Here is a 13,879-nt window from a genome sequence, read left to right as displayed (position 1 = left end):
ACCACCCCCTAAAAGGGGTTGGTGACGGGTAGAAGGGTTACGGCGGTCATAGCGTGGGGGAAACGCCCGGTCCCATTCCGAACCCGGAAGCTAAGACCCACAGCGCCGATGGTACTGCACCCGGGAGGGTGTGGGAGAGTAGGACACCGCCGGACATCATTTGAGTAGGGCCCTGACACAACGTCAGGGCCCTACCACTTTAACCACCACCACAAACCCCACAGGGCGAACGGCCAAATAGGCTGGAGCCACATGTGAACAACGACGGAAGGGCTGGTCACGCTATGACTGAGGATCCGGCGCCTGCCGTGGCTTTTGACCGCGTGGTCCTCATCTTCAATCCCGGGAAGCCCGGCATGGGCGCCAGGATCGAAACCCTTCAAAGCAGTCTCAACCGGGAGTTTCCGTCGCTTCCCATCAGTGCACTGCCCACCACCCATGCCGGGCACGCCCGCGAGCTCGCCCGGACCGAAGCAGGGTGGGGCACGCCGCTGATGGTGTCCGTCAGCGGTGACGGTGGGTACAACGAGGTGGTGAACGGCGTCATGGACGTCGCCGGCAGCAAAGCGGTGTGTGCCGTGCAGCCGGCGGGTAACGCCAACGATCATCACCGAAGCCTGCCGGATCAGTCGCTTACGCAGGCGATCCGGGAGTCGAGCGTCCGCCGCATCGATCTGCTCCGCATCACGTTCCGGGACGGAGACCGCGAGGAGGTCCGGTACGCCCACTCCTACGTCGGGTTCGGGCTCACGCCGCTGATGGCGGTGGGGATCGAAAAGGGCGGAAAGGGGAAGGTCCTGGAACTCGTCTCCGTGGCGCGGACGTTGTCCAAGCTCATGCCTTTTGAACTGGTCCGCGCGGACGGGGCCACCGCCCGGTTCGACAGCCTGATCCTGGCCAACATTTCCCGGATGGCGAAGTACGGAACGGTCAGTGAGTCCGACCAGCCGGATGACGGGCGTTTCGAAGTGGTGACGCTGCCACACGCCGGGCGCTGGAAGATGGCGCTGATGACACTCCGCGCGGTCACGCTGGGACTGGGGCGGCAGCCGAGTGTCAGCACGTATGCGTTCACCATGCGGGACGCTGCGCCGTGCCAGATTGACGGTGAAGTGGTGCACGTCCAGGCAGGAACGCATGTCCTGGTGGAGAGCGCCCATGGAGCCCTCGCCACCATTTGAGCGCCCAACTCCGTTGTTGTGCCAAGGGCACCAGGTGCCCGGGCAGCCGACGCCGAGGCGCCGGCTGCCTTTCATAATGTCAGGGCTGCACCGAGTCGAAGAACGTGTAACTGGTGTCCGGTTTCCCGTCGCGGTGTTCGTGTGCCTTCATGCGGATGAACTCCACGTCTTCCTCGCTGAGGCTGGTTTCCCCGTGGACGTCCCAGGTGAGTGGTTGATCCAGGGCCGCGCTTATCTCCGCGGACAGAGTCCGTGGAATGATCACGCAGCCTGGGTTGTCGAACAGCCAGTCGGTCACTGTCGAGGGAAGCCGGTGCCACTGGTCTCGGAGGGGCGAATCTGTCATGGAGTGCCTTTCGGGTTGGATGCCTGGGGAGAAAATTCAGTCGAAGTGGATTTCGGCGGCAGCCTGGCGGAGGAACTCGAGGCGCTGTTCCTCGACCATGCCCAGGGCATCCAACTCCTCGGTCCGGTCCTGGCGTTCCTTGGAGGCTTGGGCGGACACACCGGCCAGGATGTTTCCCACCAAATGAGCCAGGCCCGATTTGAGCTCCGCAAGGTTGGTGTTGCCGATCAGGAGCCGGCGGTCGGAGACGGAGAGGTCAATGTGGCTGTAGCCCGCGTCCGCGAGCTCCTGCCGCACACCGCTTCCGCGCAGGAGGTCGATTTCCCGTGGCTGGGGCCGCCGGGAGAACACTGCCGGGACCGTGTAGCGGGTTGGGCCCTGTGCGGTGTGCAGGTCGTGCGGGAGTGCGGATGCGAGAACCCCGCTGAGCGTGAGTGCTGCATCAGCGCGCACGGGAGAGGTGTGGATGGTGGTGGTCATGGCGCTTGGCCTTCGTTCCTGGAATGCACCGTCGGACCCGTGGGTACGTGGAACGGCTGTGACTGGAGGGCAGGGCCCGGAACCGGGCCGCTGCGGGGAGGGAAACAGGCCCGGTGATTGAACGTGGCCGTCCTCGTTGTCCCAATTCGCCGCCGTGCCGGTGTCCGGATGATGCTGGACCGGGTTGGTGAGCAGCGATGGGGCTGCAGGAGAGTTGGGCTCATTGATCGGAGAATCGGATGTCCAGTCACGACGTCCCGACGTATTTGCAGTCTACGCTCAATTGCGCGCAGCAGTTTCGGCACGGCCGCGGCAGCGCGGCAACCTCTGCCATTGCCACCCTTGACCGGGCCGCGGACAGCAACATATGCTCGATCTCAGAAAGCGTTTTCTCAGGCACCGGCGCAGTGCCCATTTTGCGAAGGTCTCACCGAATACCTCTACTCACTTCGGGGCTCATTGTCGTGCCCCGGAAAGGATGACATGCAGGTTGCCAGAACCCCACGGAAGCGTAATCACCGCCTTGCAGGCGCCGCCGCCACAGTCCTGATCGGTCTCACATCCCTCACCGCCGTCGCCGCCCCGGCATCGGCGGCACCGCCGGGAAGCCAGGATTCCCCGGCGTGCTCCAGCTCCAGCACCCGCCTCGAGGCGGGCACCGCCCAGGCACCCCAGAACCTCTGCGTCCCGGCCGCCGCCACGGATGACACCAGCACCCTGCTGGTCTGGAACAAGCCGGACGTGTACGGCGACGTGGTGGATTACCGGGTCTACCAGAACGGCGCACCGATCGGCACGGCGGAGGAGAATGCCCGGCAGTTCTCGCCGGCGCAGGAATATGTGGATGCTTTCCGGGCCAGGGATACGGACGGCTTCCACGCCAAAACCGTGGCCCACAACTTCACAGTCACAGGCCTGTCCCCGCGCACCAAGCACACCTTCAGCGTGACCGGGATCCGGGCGGACGGCAGCGAAACCCCGGCGAGTGACACCATCACGGTGACCACCACTCCCAAGCGGCACACCAACGTGGTCACCGCACCCGCCTACAAAGCCAAAGGCGACGGCACCACCCTGGACACGGCTGCCATCCAAAAAGCGATCGATACCTGCCGCACCCCCGGCTGCACCGTCGTCGTACCCAAGGGCACCTTCCGGACGGGCGCGCTGTTCCTGCACTCCAACATGACGCTGGAACTGCAGGAGGGCGCCCGGCTGCTGGGCTCGGACCGGCCGGAAGACTACCCGCTGGAGAAGGGCTACTACCTCTATCCCGTGCCGGAGCCGCTGCCCGCGGAGGCCGAATACCGGAACTACCTGCGGCCGCCGTCGCTCCTTAACGTCCTCCCCGAGGACAGCGGCCGGTCCAAGGAAGGCCGCGAACCCGGCGCGGTGGCCAGCAACGTCCGGATCACCGGCAAGGGCGTGGTGGACGGCAACGGCTGGAAGCGCACCAGCACCGGAACAGTAACAGATGAGGCGGGCAACGAGCTGCCGCAGTACGTGGCCAGCAGCGCCGGCAAGGTACTGGATGACGGGCTGCTCGCGGCCAACCAGTTCCGCAACGCCAAGGCCAACCCGGACGCCCTGACCGGCATCGTCAACAGGCCGGACACGTTCGAGGATTCCGTGCTGTACGGCCAGTACCGTTCCAGCCTGATGACCTTCATGGGCGTCGAAAACCTGTACCTGGAGGGCGTCACGGCGGACAATCCCGCGTTCCACGGCGTGATGATCCTGGACAGCGAAAACACCACGGTCAACGGCATGCGGCACACCACCTACGACACCAACAACGGTGACGGGCTGGAGTTCGGCGGCACCAGCAACGGGATCGTGCTCAACAACTTCTTCGACACCGGGGACGATCAGGTCAACTTCGCCGCCGGCCAGGGCAAATACGGCGCCCAAGGCCGGCCGAGCGAGGACGTCTGGATCTTCAACAACTACATGCGGATGGGCCACGGCGGCATCGCGGTGGGCTCCAACACGGCGGCCTGGGTGCAGCGCGTACTGGCCGAGGACAACGTCATGTACAAGGTGGAGACCGGCGGGCTGCGGATGAAGAGCACCTCGGACATGGCCGGCGGCGGGCGGAACTTCCTCTTCCGGGACACCGCCATGGCCTGCATGGGCAGCAGCGCGTTCATCATGACCCTCAGCTACAACCAGTCACCCAGCGGGTACGTCGCCGCGGATTCGGCCACCTTCCAGGACGTGGCGGTCCGCAACGTGTCAGTGGACGGCAACAATTCGCCCAGCTGCGGCATGGCCGTCTCCGACAGCAAACCGGTCATCGACATCCAGGCCGGACCCGCCCTCGGCGAAGGCACTGCCACGCTCAGCAACTTCACCTTCCAGGACGTGGTGTTCCGGAACGTCAACCCCGCCAACATCAAGGGCCTCACCAATTCGGTGTTCGACGGCGTGACGTTCCAGAGCGTCCGGAACAACGCCAACCCCTGGCGGTTCGACCGGTACTCCACCGGCAACTCGTTCACGGACGTGTCGCCCGCGCCCGCGGCGCTTCCGGCCGGCTAGGAGCTCTCCGGCAGAGCGTACGACGGCGGCACCCGGCCTGGGTGCCGCCGTCCGCGTTGGGGGAGGCCCTAGACTCGGACCATGTCAGCTTCTGGGGGGATGCCGGCCCGGCGAACGGGGTTAATGTTTCTAGCAGCCTTTGCGGCGGTGGTACTCGCCGGCTGCGAATACACGGGCCCGGAGGAGCCGGCCGCGGCAGCCTCCTCGCCGGCGGCGACCCGGCTTGAGACCCCACCACCCGCATCCTTCGAGCAGAACGTGGAAGAAGTCGCCAGGAAGCTCAAGGCTGCCCCCACCGACGCCGGGATGCCATCGGACGCTGAGCCCGCCGGAAAGCTGGTCCTCGCCCTGGGCCCGGGGGACTACACCATCACCGGAGCCTGTGCCGGCGTGTACGGGGCGAAGCTCACCGTCATCCGGGAGGATGGCGTGCCGGAGGCGGCGTACTTCGAATGCAAGGACACGCTGGACAAATTCTTCAGGCACGACGGCGGACCCCTCACCATCAGTGCGGTTCCACCGGAAGGCAAACCGGCAGCGACGGGCGTCTCTGTCCAGCGCAACCAGGATCCCAGGGCGTCGGCACTCGAGGACTTTTCGGATTGGTCTGGGGAGCAGTTGCAGCCGCCGGTGCCCGGGGAGCTGCGCGGGGCCAGCAGCGGAAACGCGCGCACCGGAACGACATTGATGGCAGACCCGGGCCTGTACCACCTGGACTTCCTCTGCGCCGGACCGAACTTTGCCGAGCTGTCCGTCACCACAGCGGCCGGGGCGGAAGTGCTCGCACCGGTCCGCGTCCCCTGCGACGGGCAGGCCGTCAGGATGCCCCTGCAGCTGTCCACCCCGGGAGCGGACTTCAGCATGAGCCCGCTCGAGGGAGTTGAGGGTAGGTACGCCTACAGGTTGGTGCCCGCCATCCAGCCCTGACCGGCGGAGCCCGACGCTTCCAGCCAGATCGACCCCAGCTCAGACCAGCTCCAGCCCGTCCGCCACCACCTCGCCGCGGTGAATCACGGTGCGGCCGGGAAGCTTGTCCATCACTGCTGCCGCCACGGTGTCGCCCTCCACGAGGACCAAGTCGGCGGGGTCGCCCACCGCCAGCCCGGGCCGGTCCGCCACCGACGAAAGCCGCGGCGCCGCAGGATCGATCACGCTGGCGCCGCCCATGGTCGCCACGGCTACGCAATGCTCGATCAGTTCGTCCGCCCGGAACCTGTTGGTGAAGGCCAGCTGCCAGGTGCGGTCCAGCATGTCCGCGTTGCCATAGGGGGACCAGTAGTCGCGCTGGCCATCCTCGCCCAGGCCCACGCGGATGCCGGCGGCGGTGAGCTTTTCCAGCGGCAGCGGTGTTGCCGGGGCAACGGTGGCCACGGAAACATCCAGCTCCGCCATCTCCGCCAGGAGCCCATCCAGCTGGCCGTCGGGCAGATCCGCGAGGGCGAAGGCGTGCGAGACGGTCACCAGCCCCTGCATGCCCAGCGCCCGGGTGCGCTCCAAAATCAGTTCGATGCTGAAGCGCCCCAGCTGGCCGGGTTCGTGCAGGTGGATGTCCACCGGCACGCTGTACTTTTCGGCGAGGCCGAACACGATATCCAGGTGCTTCACGGGGTCCCGGTCCAGGGCGCAGGGATCGATCCCGCCCACCACGTCGGCGCCGAGCCGGAGGGCTTCCTCGAGCACCTCGGCGCTGCCGGCCTCCCGCAGCAGGCCAGCCTGCGGGAAGGCGATCACCGCAACGTCCGCCCGGCCCCGGTGGGTTTCACGCGCGGCGAGGACGGCCTCGAAACGCTCCAGTCCGGCGTCGGCGTCCACCTGCGCGTAGCTGCGCACCCGCGTGGTGCCGCGTTCGATCATCGCTCCCAGGGCGTGCGTGGCCCGTTCGGTGATGGAGGCTTCCGCGTCCCGCCAGTTGTTCCGGTCGTTGAGCATCATGTTCCAGACGCCCGGGGAGCCGGTGTGCGGGCGGAACGGCAGTCCCAGCCGGGTGGAGTCCAGATGGACGTGCACGTCGGAGAAGGAAGGCAGCAAAATGCGGCCGCGCCCGTCCAGCGCGCCGGCTCCTGGCGCAGCGACCGCGTCCGCCGAAGCAGCCCCCTCCTGGGCGGCGGGGACGACGGCGGTGATCGCGCCGCCGTCGAGCGTCACGTCGGAAGCGGTTCCGCCCCAGGGGCGGACGTTGCGGAGCGTCAGAGGCATGGGTGAAGTCCTGTGGTTGCAGAGCGGTGGGTCCGGCACGCCGTCCGGGCCGGCGGCTAATGGGCTACGGCGATGCTACGGCAGGGCCGGGTAGCCGAACGACGGGCGCTGGCCGGAGCGGTAGGCAGAGTCGATCAAGGGTTCGAGCTCGTCAAGGACCGTCTGGTTTCCGGGAAGGACCACATGGGCCAGGAATTCCGATTCAAGGGATGCGATGCCCGCGGACGCCGCTCCGAGCTTTGCGTCGATCGCCGAAGCCAGCGCGTGCCAGGATTTACGGTTGAGCCGTTCCAGGACTTTCGCGTTCGCTTCGTGGAGCCGGCTGTCCGCGATGTCACCGCGGACCGCCATGGGCCCTTCGGACTGCAGCAAGGGCATGACGATCCGGAACTGCCTGCCGTCACCCTTGAAAGCGAGCGCGCCCATGGTTCCCCGCTGTCCGAAGGTGATGTCTGTTGCACCGTACTTTTCCAGCGCCAACCTGATTTGTTTCCGGGAAGCCTCGCTGCTGTAAGAGTCACCGCGGGTATATGGGCCTGTCATCCTCTAACTATGCGCCCAATTTGACGCGGCAGGGTAAGCCTTCCGCAACGGGTGGGCCTGGTGGGGCTGCGAAGGCGTCGTGTGCCGGGTTCGTTCCGGCGAGAGTCCGGCTAGGCCGGCTGGACGGCAGCGCGGGGCTTTCCCGCCGTTTTCTGCGCCCGCCGGTGGATGAAGTATTCCGCCACGGCCAGGCTGAGGATCCAGGACGCGCCGATCAGGAGGGCACGCGAGAGCTCGGTCACCGGCCCCACCAGGGCAATCCAGGGGAGGGTGACCACAACGATGGTGCCCTGGGCAATGCCGATGGCGTACGCCCGGGACATCCACTCCGAGTGCCGGACGTAGTTCCGGCGCCGCACTGCAATGAACCCCAGGACAATGAACGCCACCATCGCGGACCCGAACACCAGCCGGAGGGCCAGCAGCAGGGTCCCATCCAGGGGCGGCAGGTCATAGAAGACGGCCATCCACAACCCGGACAGCGCGGCCAGCAGGCCCAGGGGGGCGAGGATGCGGCCGGCGATCTTGTGCCAGCTGGCCCTGCCCGGCCTGCCCCGCCGGAGCGGCGCAACGAACTGGAACGCGCCGAGCACCAGGTACACGGTGACGGCGGGGATGTGGATCAGGACGGGGACCGGCGAATCGAAGAACCGGGCGTTGCCCGGGGTGACCTGGCCGGCCGAGAGTTCGGCCAGGCGGAGTGACCCGGCCAGGACGGGGACCAGGCTGAGCAGGATCAGGGCGGCGGGGACCAGCCACCGGGTCCGGGAGTGCGGGCGGCGGGTGCGGGTAATGGTGGCGAGGTTCATGGGGCGGCTTCCCTGTGGCTGGGCTGTGCCTTTGCTTGTTCGCCGTTGCTGCGGGCGGACTTCAGGCGTTGGGTTACCGGAAGAGCGGCGCCCAGCAGCACCCGGTTCGCACGGTATACGCCCAACGTACTGCACCAGGTTCCGGTTGGCGATAGGCAGGAAACGGGCACCGAGACGCCGGTGACCCCTTTGCAGGGCCCGGGCACCGGGTCCACGATTAAGGCGCGGGACGGCTGGGGCCTTCTGAAAGTGCTCACCGCCTGAGGATCAAGGATTCGCCATGACCAGTGGTTCTGTTTTTCCCACCCGCCGCACGCTCCTGAGGACAGCCGGGGTTGGCGTTGCCGGGATGCCGCTCCTGGCCGCCGGACGTCCGCCGCGGCAGCCGGCATCGGCGGTGCCGTCCGCGCTGCTGCCCGCGCCGCCCGCTTTCGTCCCGCCGTTGCTGGACCGGGCCAAGGTGGACCGTGCCCTGGCCCGGCTGGACGGATTTGCCGGGGACGCGCTGGACCGGACAGGGCTTCCGGGGCTGGCTGTCGCCGTCGTCTATCAGGACGAGGTGCTGTACTCGAAGGGCTTCGGCGTGCGCGAGGTGGGCAAGCCAGGAGGCGTAACCCCCGGACACGGTGTTCCAGGTGGCATCGGTATCCAAACCCCTGGCCTCGACGGTGATTGCCGGGGTGGTGGGGCAGCAGGCCATTGCCTGGACGGACCCCGTGGTCCGGTACAACAGGAACTTTGCGCTCAACGACGGCTATGTGACCGGCAATGCCACCTTCGCCGACCTGCTCTCGCACCGCAGTGGCCTCCAAACCGGCGCCGGTGACCTGCTGGAGGACCTCGGTTTCGACCGGGACTACATCCTGTCCCACCTCCACCAGCAGCCCCTGGACGCGTTCCGGTCCAGCTACCACTACAGCAATTTCGGCTACACCGAGGGCGGGCAGGCGGCGGCCCAGGCCATGGGCAGTACCTGGGAAGACCTGGCTGACCGGATACTGTTCCGCAAACTGGGCATGGCGTCGTCCAGCTACCGCCTGGCTGACTACGAGAAGGCCGCTGACCGGGCCGTCCTCCATGTGCCGGTGGGGGACCGGCAGTGGGCGGCGAAGTACCGCCGCGATCCCGACGCCGAAGCCCCGGCCGGCGGCGCCAGCTCCTCTGTGCGGGACCTGGCCCAGTGGCTCCGGCTGCAGCTGGGCAACGGCACCTACGGCGGCGAACCAGTGATCGACGCTGCTGCCCTGCAAACCACCCATGTTCCGCACTCGGTCTCCGGGCCGGCGTCCGCGCCCGCGGCCCGGTCACGGTTTTACGGGCTGGGCTGGAATGTCTCCTACGACGATGAGGGCCGCGTCCAGCTGGGCCACTCGGGGGCCTTCAACCTGGGCGCGGCCACCGCCGTGTCCATGCTGCCGGGCGAACAACTGGCCATCGTGTGCCTGACCAACGGCCGCCCGCAGGGGATCCCGGAGGCCATCAACGCGGACTTCATGGACACCGCGCAAAACGGCACGCCCACGGTGGACTGGCTGCCCTTCATCGCCGGTATTTTCCGGCAGCAGGAGGAGGCGGACAAACCAGAGGTCGATTACACCAAAGTCCCGGCCAACCCCGCCCCGGCCGGACCCACCCGCCGGTACACCGGCACGTATGACAATCCGTATTACGGCCCATTGGTGGTCTTCGAAGAGGGCGGCGGGCTCGCCATGAGGATAGGGCCGGAGGACAGGCAGACGACGTTCGCCCTCACCCACTTCGACGGCGACACCTTCAGCTTCGAGAGCATCGGCGAGAACGGCAACGGCCTGGCCGGCGCACTCTTTGCGGAGCCGCGCCGGGGCTCGTCGCCGCAGGTCACCCTGGACTTCTACGACAGGACCGGGCTGGGAACCTTCACCAGGCGCGGGCGGTAATTCCCGACGCCGGCACGCTGCCACCGCTACGTCAAAGAGCGCCAGATGAAACACAACGAAGGAAGGAAAGAACCATGCCGAAGTATCTTTTTGAAGCGACGTATATGGGCCAAGGCATCAAGGGGCTCATGCAGGAGGGCGGGACCGCCCGGCGCGATGCGCTGACGAAGGCCCTGAAGTCCGTGGGCGGAACACTGGAAAGCTTCTACTACGCGTTCGGCTACTACGACGTCCTGGGCGTTTTCGAAGTGCCGGACGATGCCAGTGCCGCAGCGTTGTCGCTGCTCATCAATTCGTCAGGAAACGTCAACGTCCGCCTTAAGCCGCTGCTCACAGTGGAGGACCTCGACGAGGCCGCCAAGAAGACGCCGTCCTACCGGGCGCCCGGGCAGTAGGCGGGTTACCCACCAAGGCCGCCGGCCGCCGTCGTGATGGAGGACGGCGGCCCGCCGCTGGGTGCCTGGATGCTTGGCGTGAGTCTCCACACTTTATTTTGAGCAGCTCAAAATAAGACCGTAGACTTGGGTATAGGCCACCGAAGCCCTCGAGTACCGCACCGGTGAACATTCCCGGGCCGGCAGGGCAATCGCCATAATCCGCAACGCGTCCTCCCGCTTGAGCAGTACTTGGAACCGGAATGGCCCACCATCCTGATCCTCCAAGGAGAACCCATGACTTTGCTGGCTGAACGCCCCGCAACCACCGAACCCACCCGCACCACCGCTGATCGCGTCGCTGACACCGCACCCCGCGGCGGCAGCTACGTCACCCTTCCCGCCGGCAGCGCCGCGGCCCCCGTGGCGGGCACCTACGTCACCGCCGCCGGCAGCCGATTCCTGCGTCCCGTCACCCGTGGCAGCTATGTCACGGTGGGCGGCACTCCCACGGTTCCCGCCGGAACCATCGAGGGTAGCTACGTCACGCTTCCTGCGGCGGCCTAGGGTTCCAGCGCCTTTGGTGCAGGGCACCATGCGGCGCGAAAAGGAGGCCGACGGCGATACTGGGTATTGCCGTCGGCCTCCTTTTTGCATCCCCGGCAAACGCGCATGGCCCGGCCCTGCACCGAGGTTCGGGTGCGGTGTGTTGCGCCGGCCGGATGACGAGAATTTTCGTGGTTGCCACACGACGCCCCGCGGCGGGATGATCGGGGGAGTTGGGCTGCTGGGGGACGGATGAGCCGGACGAACGCCCGGCGCGTGCCCAGCTGGCGAGCGATGCGGCGGTGAGCGGGCGATGGCAGAGCACAACGGGCAGCAGCTGCGGTTGAAGGTTTCCGACGTCAACGTGGTGAACCAGCGCACGCTCAAGAAAGCGCTCGGCGGCACCATCGTGGGCAACACGATGGAGTGGTACGACGTGGGCGTGTTCGGCTACCTCATCACCACCATGGGGCCGGTGTTCCTGCCCGAGGCGGACCGGGCGGTGCAGAACCTGTTCCTGCTGGGAACCTTCGGCGCCACGTTCATCGCCCGGCCTGTGGGCGGGATCTTCTTCGGCTGGCTGGGGGACAAGATCGGCCGGCAAAAGGTGCTGGCCATGACGCTGATGCTCATGGCCGCCGCCACGTTCGCCGTCGGCCTGCTGCCCGGCTATACGGTGCTGGGCATCTGGGCGGCGGTGCTGCTGGTGGTGCTCAAACTGGTGCAGGGCTTCTCCACCGGCGGCGAATACTCGGGGGCCACCACGTTCGTGTGCGAGCACGCCCCGGACCGGCGGCGTGGCTTCTACGTCAGCTTCCTGGACATGGGCAGCTACCTCGGGTTCGCGGTGGGCGGGCTGGTGGTGTCCGTCCTGCAGCTGGTGCTGGGGCAGGAGCAGATGGAGGCGTGGGGCTGGCGGCTGCCGTTCCTGGTGGCCGGCCCGCTGGGCGCTGTGGCCGTCTACTTCCGGATGAAGATCGAGGAATCGGCCGCGTTCAAGGCCACCATGGAGGCCGAAGCGGTGGCGGCCACGCACCCGGAAACGGGGGAGGAACTTCGTGCGGTGGGCCCGCTGGGGATCCTGAAGGCGCACTGGCGGCCCATCCTGCTGGCCATGATCCTGGCGGCCGCCGCCAACACGGTGGCCTACGCGCTCACGTCCTACATGCCCACCTACCTGACCAGCAACAAGGGGTACGACGAGGTCCAGGGCACGCTGCTGACCATCCCCGTGCTGGTGGCCATGGCGCTGTGCATTCCGTTCACCGGGCGGCTTTCGGACAGGATCGGCCGGCGTCCGGTGCTGTGGATCGGGGCCGGCAGCACCGTGGTGTTCGCGGTTCCCGCGTTCCTGGCCATCGCGGCGGGCAGCATCCCCATGACGCTGCTGGGCCTGGCGCTGATTGCCTTCCCGGTGGCGTTCTCGGTGCCCAACCTCGCCTCGGCGCTGCCGGCGCTGTTCCCCACCGAGCACCGCTACTCCGCCATGGGCATCGCCTACAACTTGGCGGTGGCCATCTTCGGCGGGACGGCCCCGTTCATCATCGCGTCCCTCATTGAGCTGACGGCCGACGACATGGCGATCGCCTACTACCTCATGGGTGTGGCCGTGATCGCCGCAGTGGCCATCTACTTTCTGCCCGAATCGGCCGGCCGGCACCTGCCCGGGTCCATGCCCAGCGTGGACTCGCAGGAGGAGGCGCGGACGCTGGTGGAGACGCAGGACAATAACCCGCTGCTGGACCTGGACTCGCTGCCGTTCGAGGAGAGCTTCGCGGCCGCGCGGGCGTCGCACAACCGGAAGCCCACGGTCATGTAGGGAAGGACGTACGACGGCGGCGCTTGGCTTGGGTGCCGGCGGTTGCGGTGTGCGCGCGGGCGGCAGGGCTTCTACACAGCGAAGGCTCCGTCCTATGGGGCGGAGCCTTCGCTGGTCTTTTGGAGGATTAGGACTTTTGGTCCACGGCTACCACGATCTTGCCGCGCGTGTGGCCTCCCATGTTGGAGCGGAAGGCATCCGCGGCGTTCTCCAACGGGAAGACCTCGGCGACCTCCACCCGGAACTTCCGGCTGTCCACCAGGTCGGCGAGTTCCTGCAGGTCGGCGCCCACCGGGTTGACCCACATCCAGTCCCCGCCGTGCTGCTCAACTTCGTTGTCGGCGATGGAGGCGTGCCGGCCGCCGTCGGCCAGCACCGCCAGGGTGGCCTCAAGGTTTCCGCCCACGAAGTCGGCTACGACGTCCACGCCGACGGGGCGAAGCGCGCGCACGCGGTCTGCAAGCCCTTCCCCGTAGGCAACAGGTTCAGCGCCCAGGGAACGGAGGTAGTCGTGGTTCTTCTCCGACGCGGTGGCAATGACGCTGGCACCCAGGGCCACGGCGATCTGGATGCCGAGGGATCCGACGCCGCCGGAGCCGCCGTGGATCAGGACCGTTTCGCCCGCCTTCAGGCCCAGCCGGCGGAGCACCTGGAAAGCGGTGAGGCCAGCCAGCGGCAGGCCGGCCGATTCGTTCCAGCCGAGCGAAGCGGGCTTGCGGGCCAGGAGCCGCTCCGGCAGGGCGATGTATTCGGCGAAGCTGCCGCCGTGGACGTAGTCCTTCCGTCCGTAGGAAACTACTTCGTCGCCGGGCTGGAACTGCCGGGAATCGATGCCCACCGATTCTACAACACCGGCCACGTCCCAGCCGGGGATGGCCGGGAACTGCAGGTCCATCACGGCGTCCAGACCGCCGGCCATGATTTTCCAGTCCACCGGGTTCACGGCCGCCGCCTTGACTTTGACCAGGACCATGCCGGGCCCCACCTTCGGCATTGGCTGTTCGCCGTATTCGAGGACGTCGGGGTTGCCGTATTCGCTGTAAGTGATTGCCTTCATGTTTGCGACAACCAATGGGCCCGGCACCGGTATTCCGGATCCGGCCGACATGTGGCGCAGATAGCAGATCG

The 13,879-nt window shown here is 67.1% G+C and carries 13 protein-coding genes and 1 rRNA gene; 8 read left to right on the top strand and 6 right to left on the bottom strand.

All coding sequences use genetic code 11. The features are described 5' to 3' along the window. The first annotated feature begins 38 nt into the window (after nucleotides 1-38). A 5S ribosomal RNA gene (gene rrf / locus OVA06_RS13255) occupies nucleotides 39-155 on the top strand. Nucleotides 156-284: 129 nt separating this feature from the next. After that, the gene (locus tag OVA06_RS13250) at nucleotides 285-1,181 is read left to right on the top strand and encodes a diacylglycerol/lipid kinase family protein (protein ID WP_268158894.1); all 897 of its coding nucleotides are present in this window, start codon (nucleotides 285-287) and stop codon (nucleotides 1,179-1,181) included. Nucleotides 1,182-1,260: 79 nt separating this feature from the next. On the opposite strand, the gene OVA06_RS13245 is transcribed toward OVA06_RS13250, so the two are convergent. Further along, the gene (locus OVA06_RS13245; protein ID WP_268158892.1) at nucleotides 1,261-1,527 is read right to left on the bottom strand and encodes a hypothetical protein; all 267 of its coding nucleotides are present in this window, start codon (nucleotides 1,525-1,527) and stop codon (nucleotides 1,261-1,263) included. Nucleotides 1,528-1,563: 36 nt separating this feature from the next. Beyond that, entirely contained in the window at nucleotides 1,564-2,007 is a 444-nt protein-coding gene (locus tag OVA06_RS13240; RefSeq protein WP_056078505.1) for a hypothetical protein, read from the bottom strand. Between the two features lie 483 nt (nucleotides 2,008-2,490). On the opposite strand from OVA06_RS13240, the gene OVA06_RS13235 reads away from it, so the two are divergent. Together OVA06_RS13235 and OVA06_RS13230 are read left to right on the top strand one after the other, a co-directional pair. After that, nucleotides 2,491-4,548: a glycoside hydrolase family 28 protein gene (locus OVA06_RS13235; RefSeq protein WP_268158890.1), complete on the top strand. Its 2,058-nt coding sequence runs from the start codon at nucleotides 2,491-2,493 to the stop codon at nucleotides 4,546-4,548. A 123-nt stretch (nucleotides 4,549-4,671) separates the two neighbouring features. Then, nucleotides 4,672-5,475: a hypothetical protein gene (locus OVA06_RS13230; protein WP_268158888.1), complete on the top strand. Its 804-nt coding sequence runs from the start codon at nucleotides 4,672-4,674 to the stop codon at nucleotides 5,473-5,475. A 39-nt stretch (nucleotides 5,476-5,514) separates the two neighbouring features. Here the strand turns inward: OVA06_RS13230 and OVA06_RS13225 are convergent, their stop codons facing one another. The 3 genes from OVA06_RS13225 to OVA06_RS13215 form a co-directional block, all read right to left on the bottom strand. Beyond that, the gene (locus tag OVA06_RS13225; RefSeq protein ID WP_268158886.1) at nucleotides 5,515-6,744 is read right to left on the bottom strand and encodes an amidohydrolase family protein; all 1,230 of its coding nucleotides are present in this window, start codon (nucleotides 6,742-6,744) and stop codon (nucleotides 5,515-5,517) included. A 75-nt stretch (nucleotides 6,745-6,819) separates the two neighbouring features. Further along, nucleotides 6,820-7,287: a hypothetical protein gene (locus OVA06_RS13220; protein WP_056078493.1), complete on the bottom strand. Its 468-nt coding sequence runs from the start codon at nucleotides 7,285-7,287 to the stop codon at nucleotides 6,820-6,822. Nucleotides 7,288-7,397: 110 nt separating this feature from the next. After that, nucleotides 7,398-8,096, bottom strand: a complete 699-nt coding sequence (locus tag OVA06_RS13215) for a DUF2306 domain-containing protein (protein ID WP_268158882.1) — start codon at nucleotides 8,094-8,096, stop codon at nucleotides 7,398-7,400. Nucleotides 8,097-8,731: 635 nt separating this feature from the next. Between OVA06_RS13215 and OVA06_RS13210 the strand changes: the two genes are divergently transcribed. From OVA06_RS13210 to OVA06_RS13195, 4 genes are all read left to right on the top strand, one after another. Continuing rightward, nucleotides 8,732-10,012, top strand: a complete 1,281-nt coding sequence (locus tag OVA06_RS13210) for a serine hydrolase (protein ID WP_268158880.1) — start codon at nucleotides 8,732-8,734, stop codon at nucleotides 10,010-10,012. A gap of 74 nt (nucleotides 10,013-10,086) precedes the next feature. Next, a complete protein-coding gene (locus OVA06_RS13205; protein ID WP_268158878.1) occupies nucleotides 10,087-10,407 on the top strand; it encodes a GYD domain-containing protein in 321 nt (106 codons plus the stop codon). A gap of 276 nt (nucleotides 10,408-10,683) precedes the next feature. Beyond that, the gene (locus tag OVA06_RS13200; protein ID WP_261621174.1) at nucleotides 10,684-10,953 is read left to right on the top strand and encodes a hypothetical protein; all 270 of its coding nucleotides are present in this window, start codon (nucleotides 10,684-10,686) and stop codon (nucleotides 10,951-10,953) included. A gap of 292 nt (nucleotides 10,954-11,245) precedes the next feature. Continuing rightward, entirely contained in the window at nucleotides 11,246-12,751 is a 1,506-nt protein-coding gene (locus OVA06_RS13195; RefSeq protein WP_268158876.1) for an MFS transporter, read from the top strand. A 127-nt stretch (nucleotides 12,752-12,878) separates the two neighbouring features. Here OVA06_RS13195 and OVA06_RS13190 read toward each other — a convergent pair whose 3' ends face one another. Further along, entirely contained in the window at nucleotides 12,879-13,808 is a 930-nt protein-coding gene (locus tag OVA06_RS13190) for an NADP-dependent oxidoreductase (protein ID WP_268158874.1), read from the bottom strand. Nucleotides 13,809-13,879: the final 71 nt, after the last annotated feature.

It is taken from the genome of Pseudarthrobacter sp. SL88, from assembly GCF_026672455.1.
Lineage (GTDB): Bacteria > Actinomycetota > Actinomycetes > Actinomycetales > Micrococcaceae > Arthrobacter.
Note: the sequence above shows the minus strand (reverse complement) of the source record. Positions and strands in the feature narration are given on the sequence as shown.

Bases quoted from the DNA above. Each gene is read 5' to 3' on its own strand.
- OVA06_RS13225 (WP_268158886.1), bottom strand. From the start codon at position 6,744: ATGCCTCTGACGCTCCGCAACGTCCGCCCCTGGGGCGGAACCGCTTCC.
- OVA06_RS13200 (WP_261621174.1), top strand. From the start codon at position 10,684: ATGACTTTGCTGGCTGAACGCCCCGCAACCACCGAACCCACCCGCACC.
- OVA06_RS13215 (WP_268158882.1), bottom strand. From the start codon at position 8,096: ATGAACCTCGCCACCATTACCCGCACCCGCCGCCCGCACTCCCGGACC.
- OVA06_RS13235 (WP_268158890.1), top strand. From the start codon at position 2,491: ATGCAGGTTGCCAGAACCCCACGGAAGCGTAATCACCGCCTTGCAGGC.
- OVA06_RS13240 (WP_056078505.1), bottom strand. From the start codon at position 2,007: ATGACCACCACCATCCACACCTCTCCCGTGCGCGCTGATGCAGCACTC.
- OVA06_RS13205 (WP_268158878.1), top strand. From the start codon at position 10,087: ATGCCGAAGTATCTTTTTGAAGCGACGTATATGGGCCAAGGCATCAAG.
- OVA06_RS13220 (WP_056078493.1), bottom strand. From the start codon at position 7,287: ATGACAGGCCCATATACCCGCGGTGACTCTTACAGCAGCGAGGCTTCC.
- OVA06_RS13195 (WP_268158876.1), top strand. From the start codon at position 11,246: ATGGCAGAGCACAACGGGCAGCAGCTGCGGTTGAAGGTTTCCGACGTC.
- OVA06_RS13245 (WP_268158892.1), bottom strand. From the start codon at position 1,527: ATGACAGATTCGCCCCTCCGAGACCAGTGGCACCGGCTTCCCTCGACA.
- OVA06_RS13230 (WP_268158888.1), top strand. From the start codon at position 4,672: ATGTTTCTAGCAGCCTTTGCGGCGGTGGTACTCGCCGGCTGCGAATAC.
- OVA06_RS13190 (WP_268158874.1), bottom strand. From the start codon at position 13,808: ATGAAGGCAATCACTTACAGCGAATACGGCAACCCCGACGTCCTCGAA.
- OVA06_RS13250 (WP_268158894.1), top strand. From the start codon at position 285: ATGACTGAGGATCCGGCGCCTGCCGTGGCTTTTGACCGCGTGGTCCTC.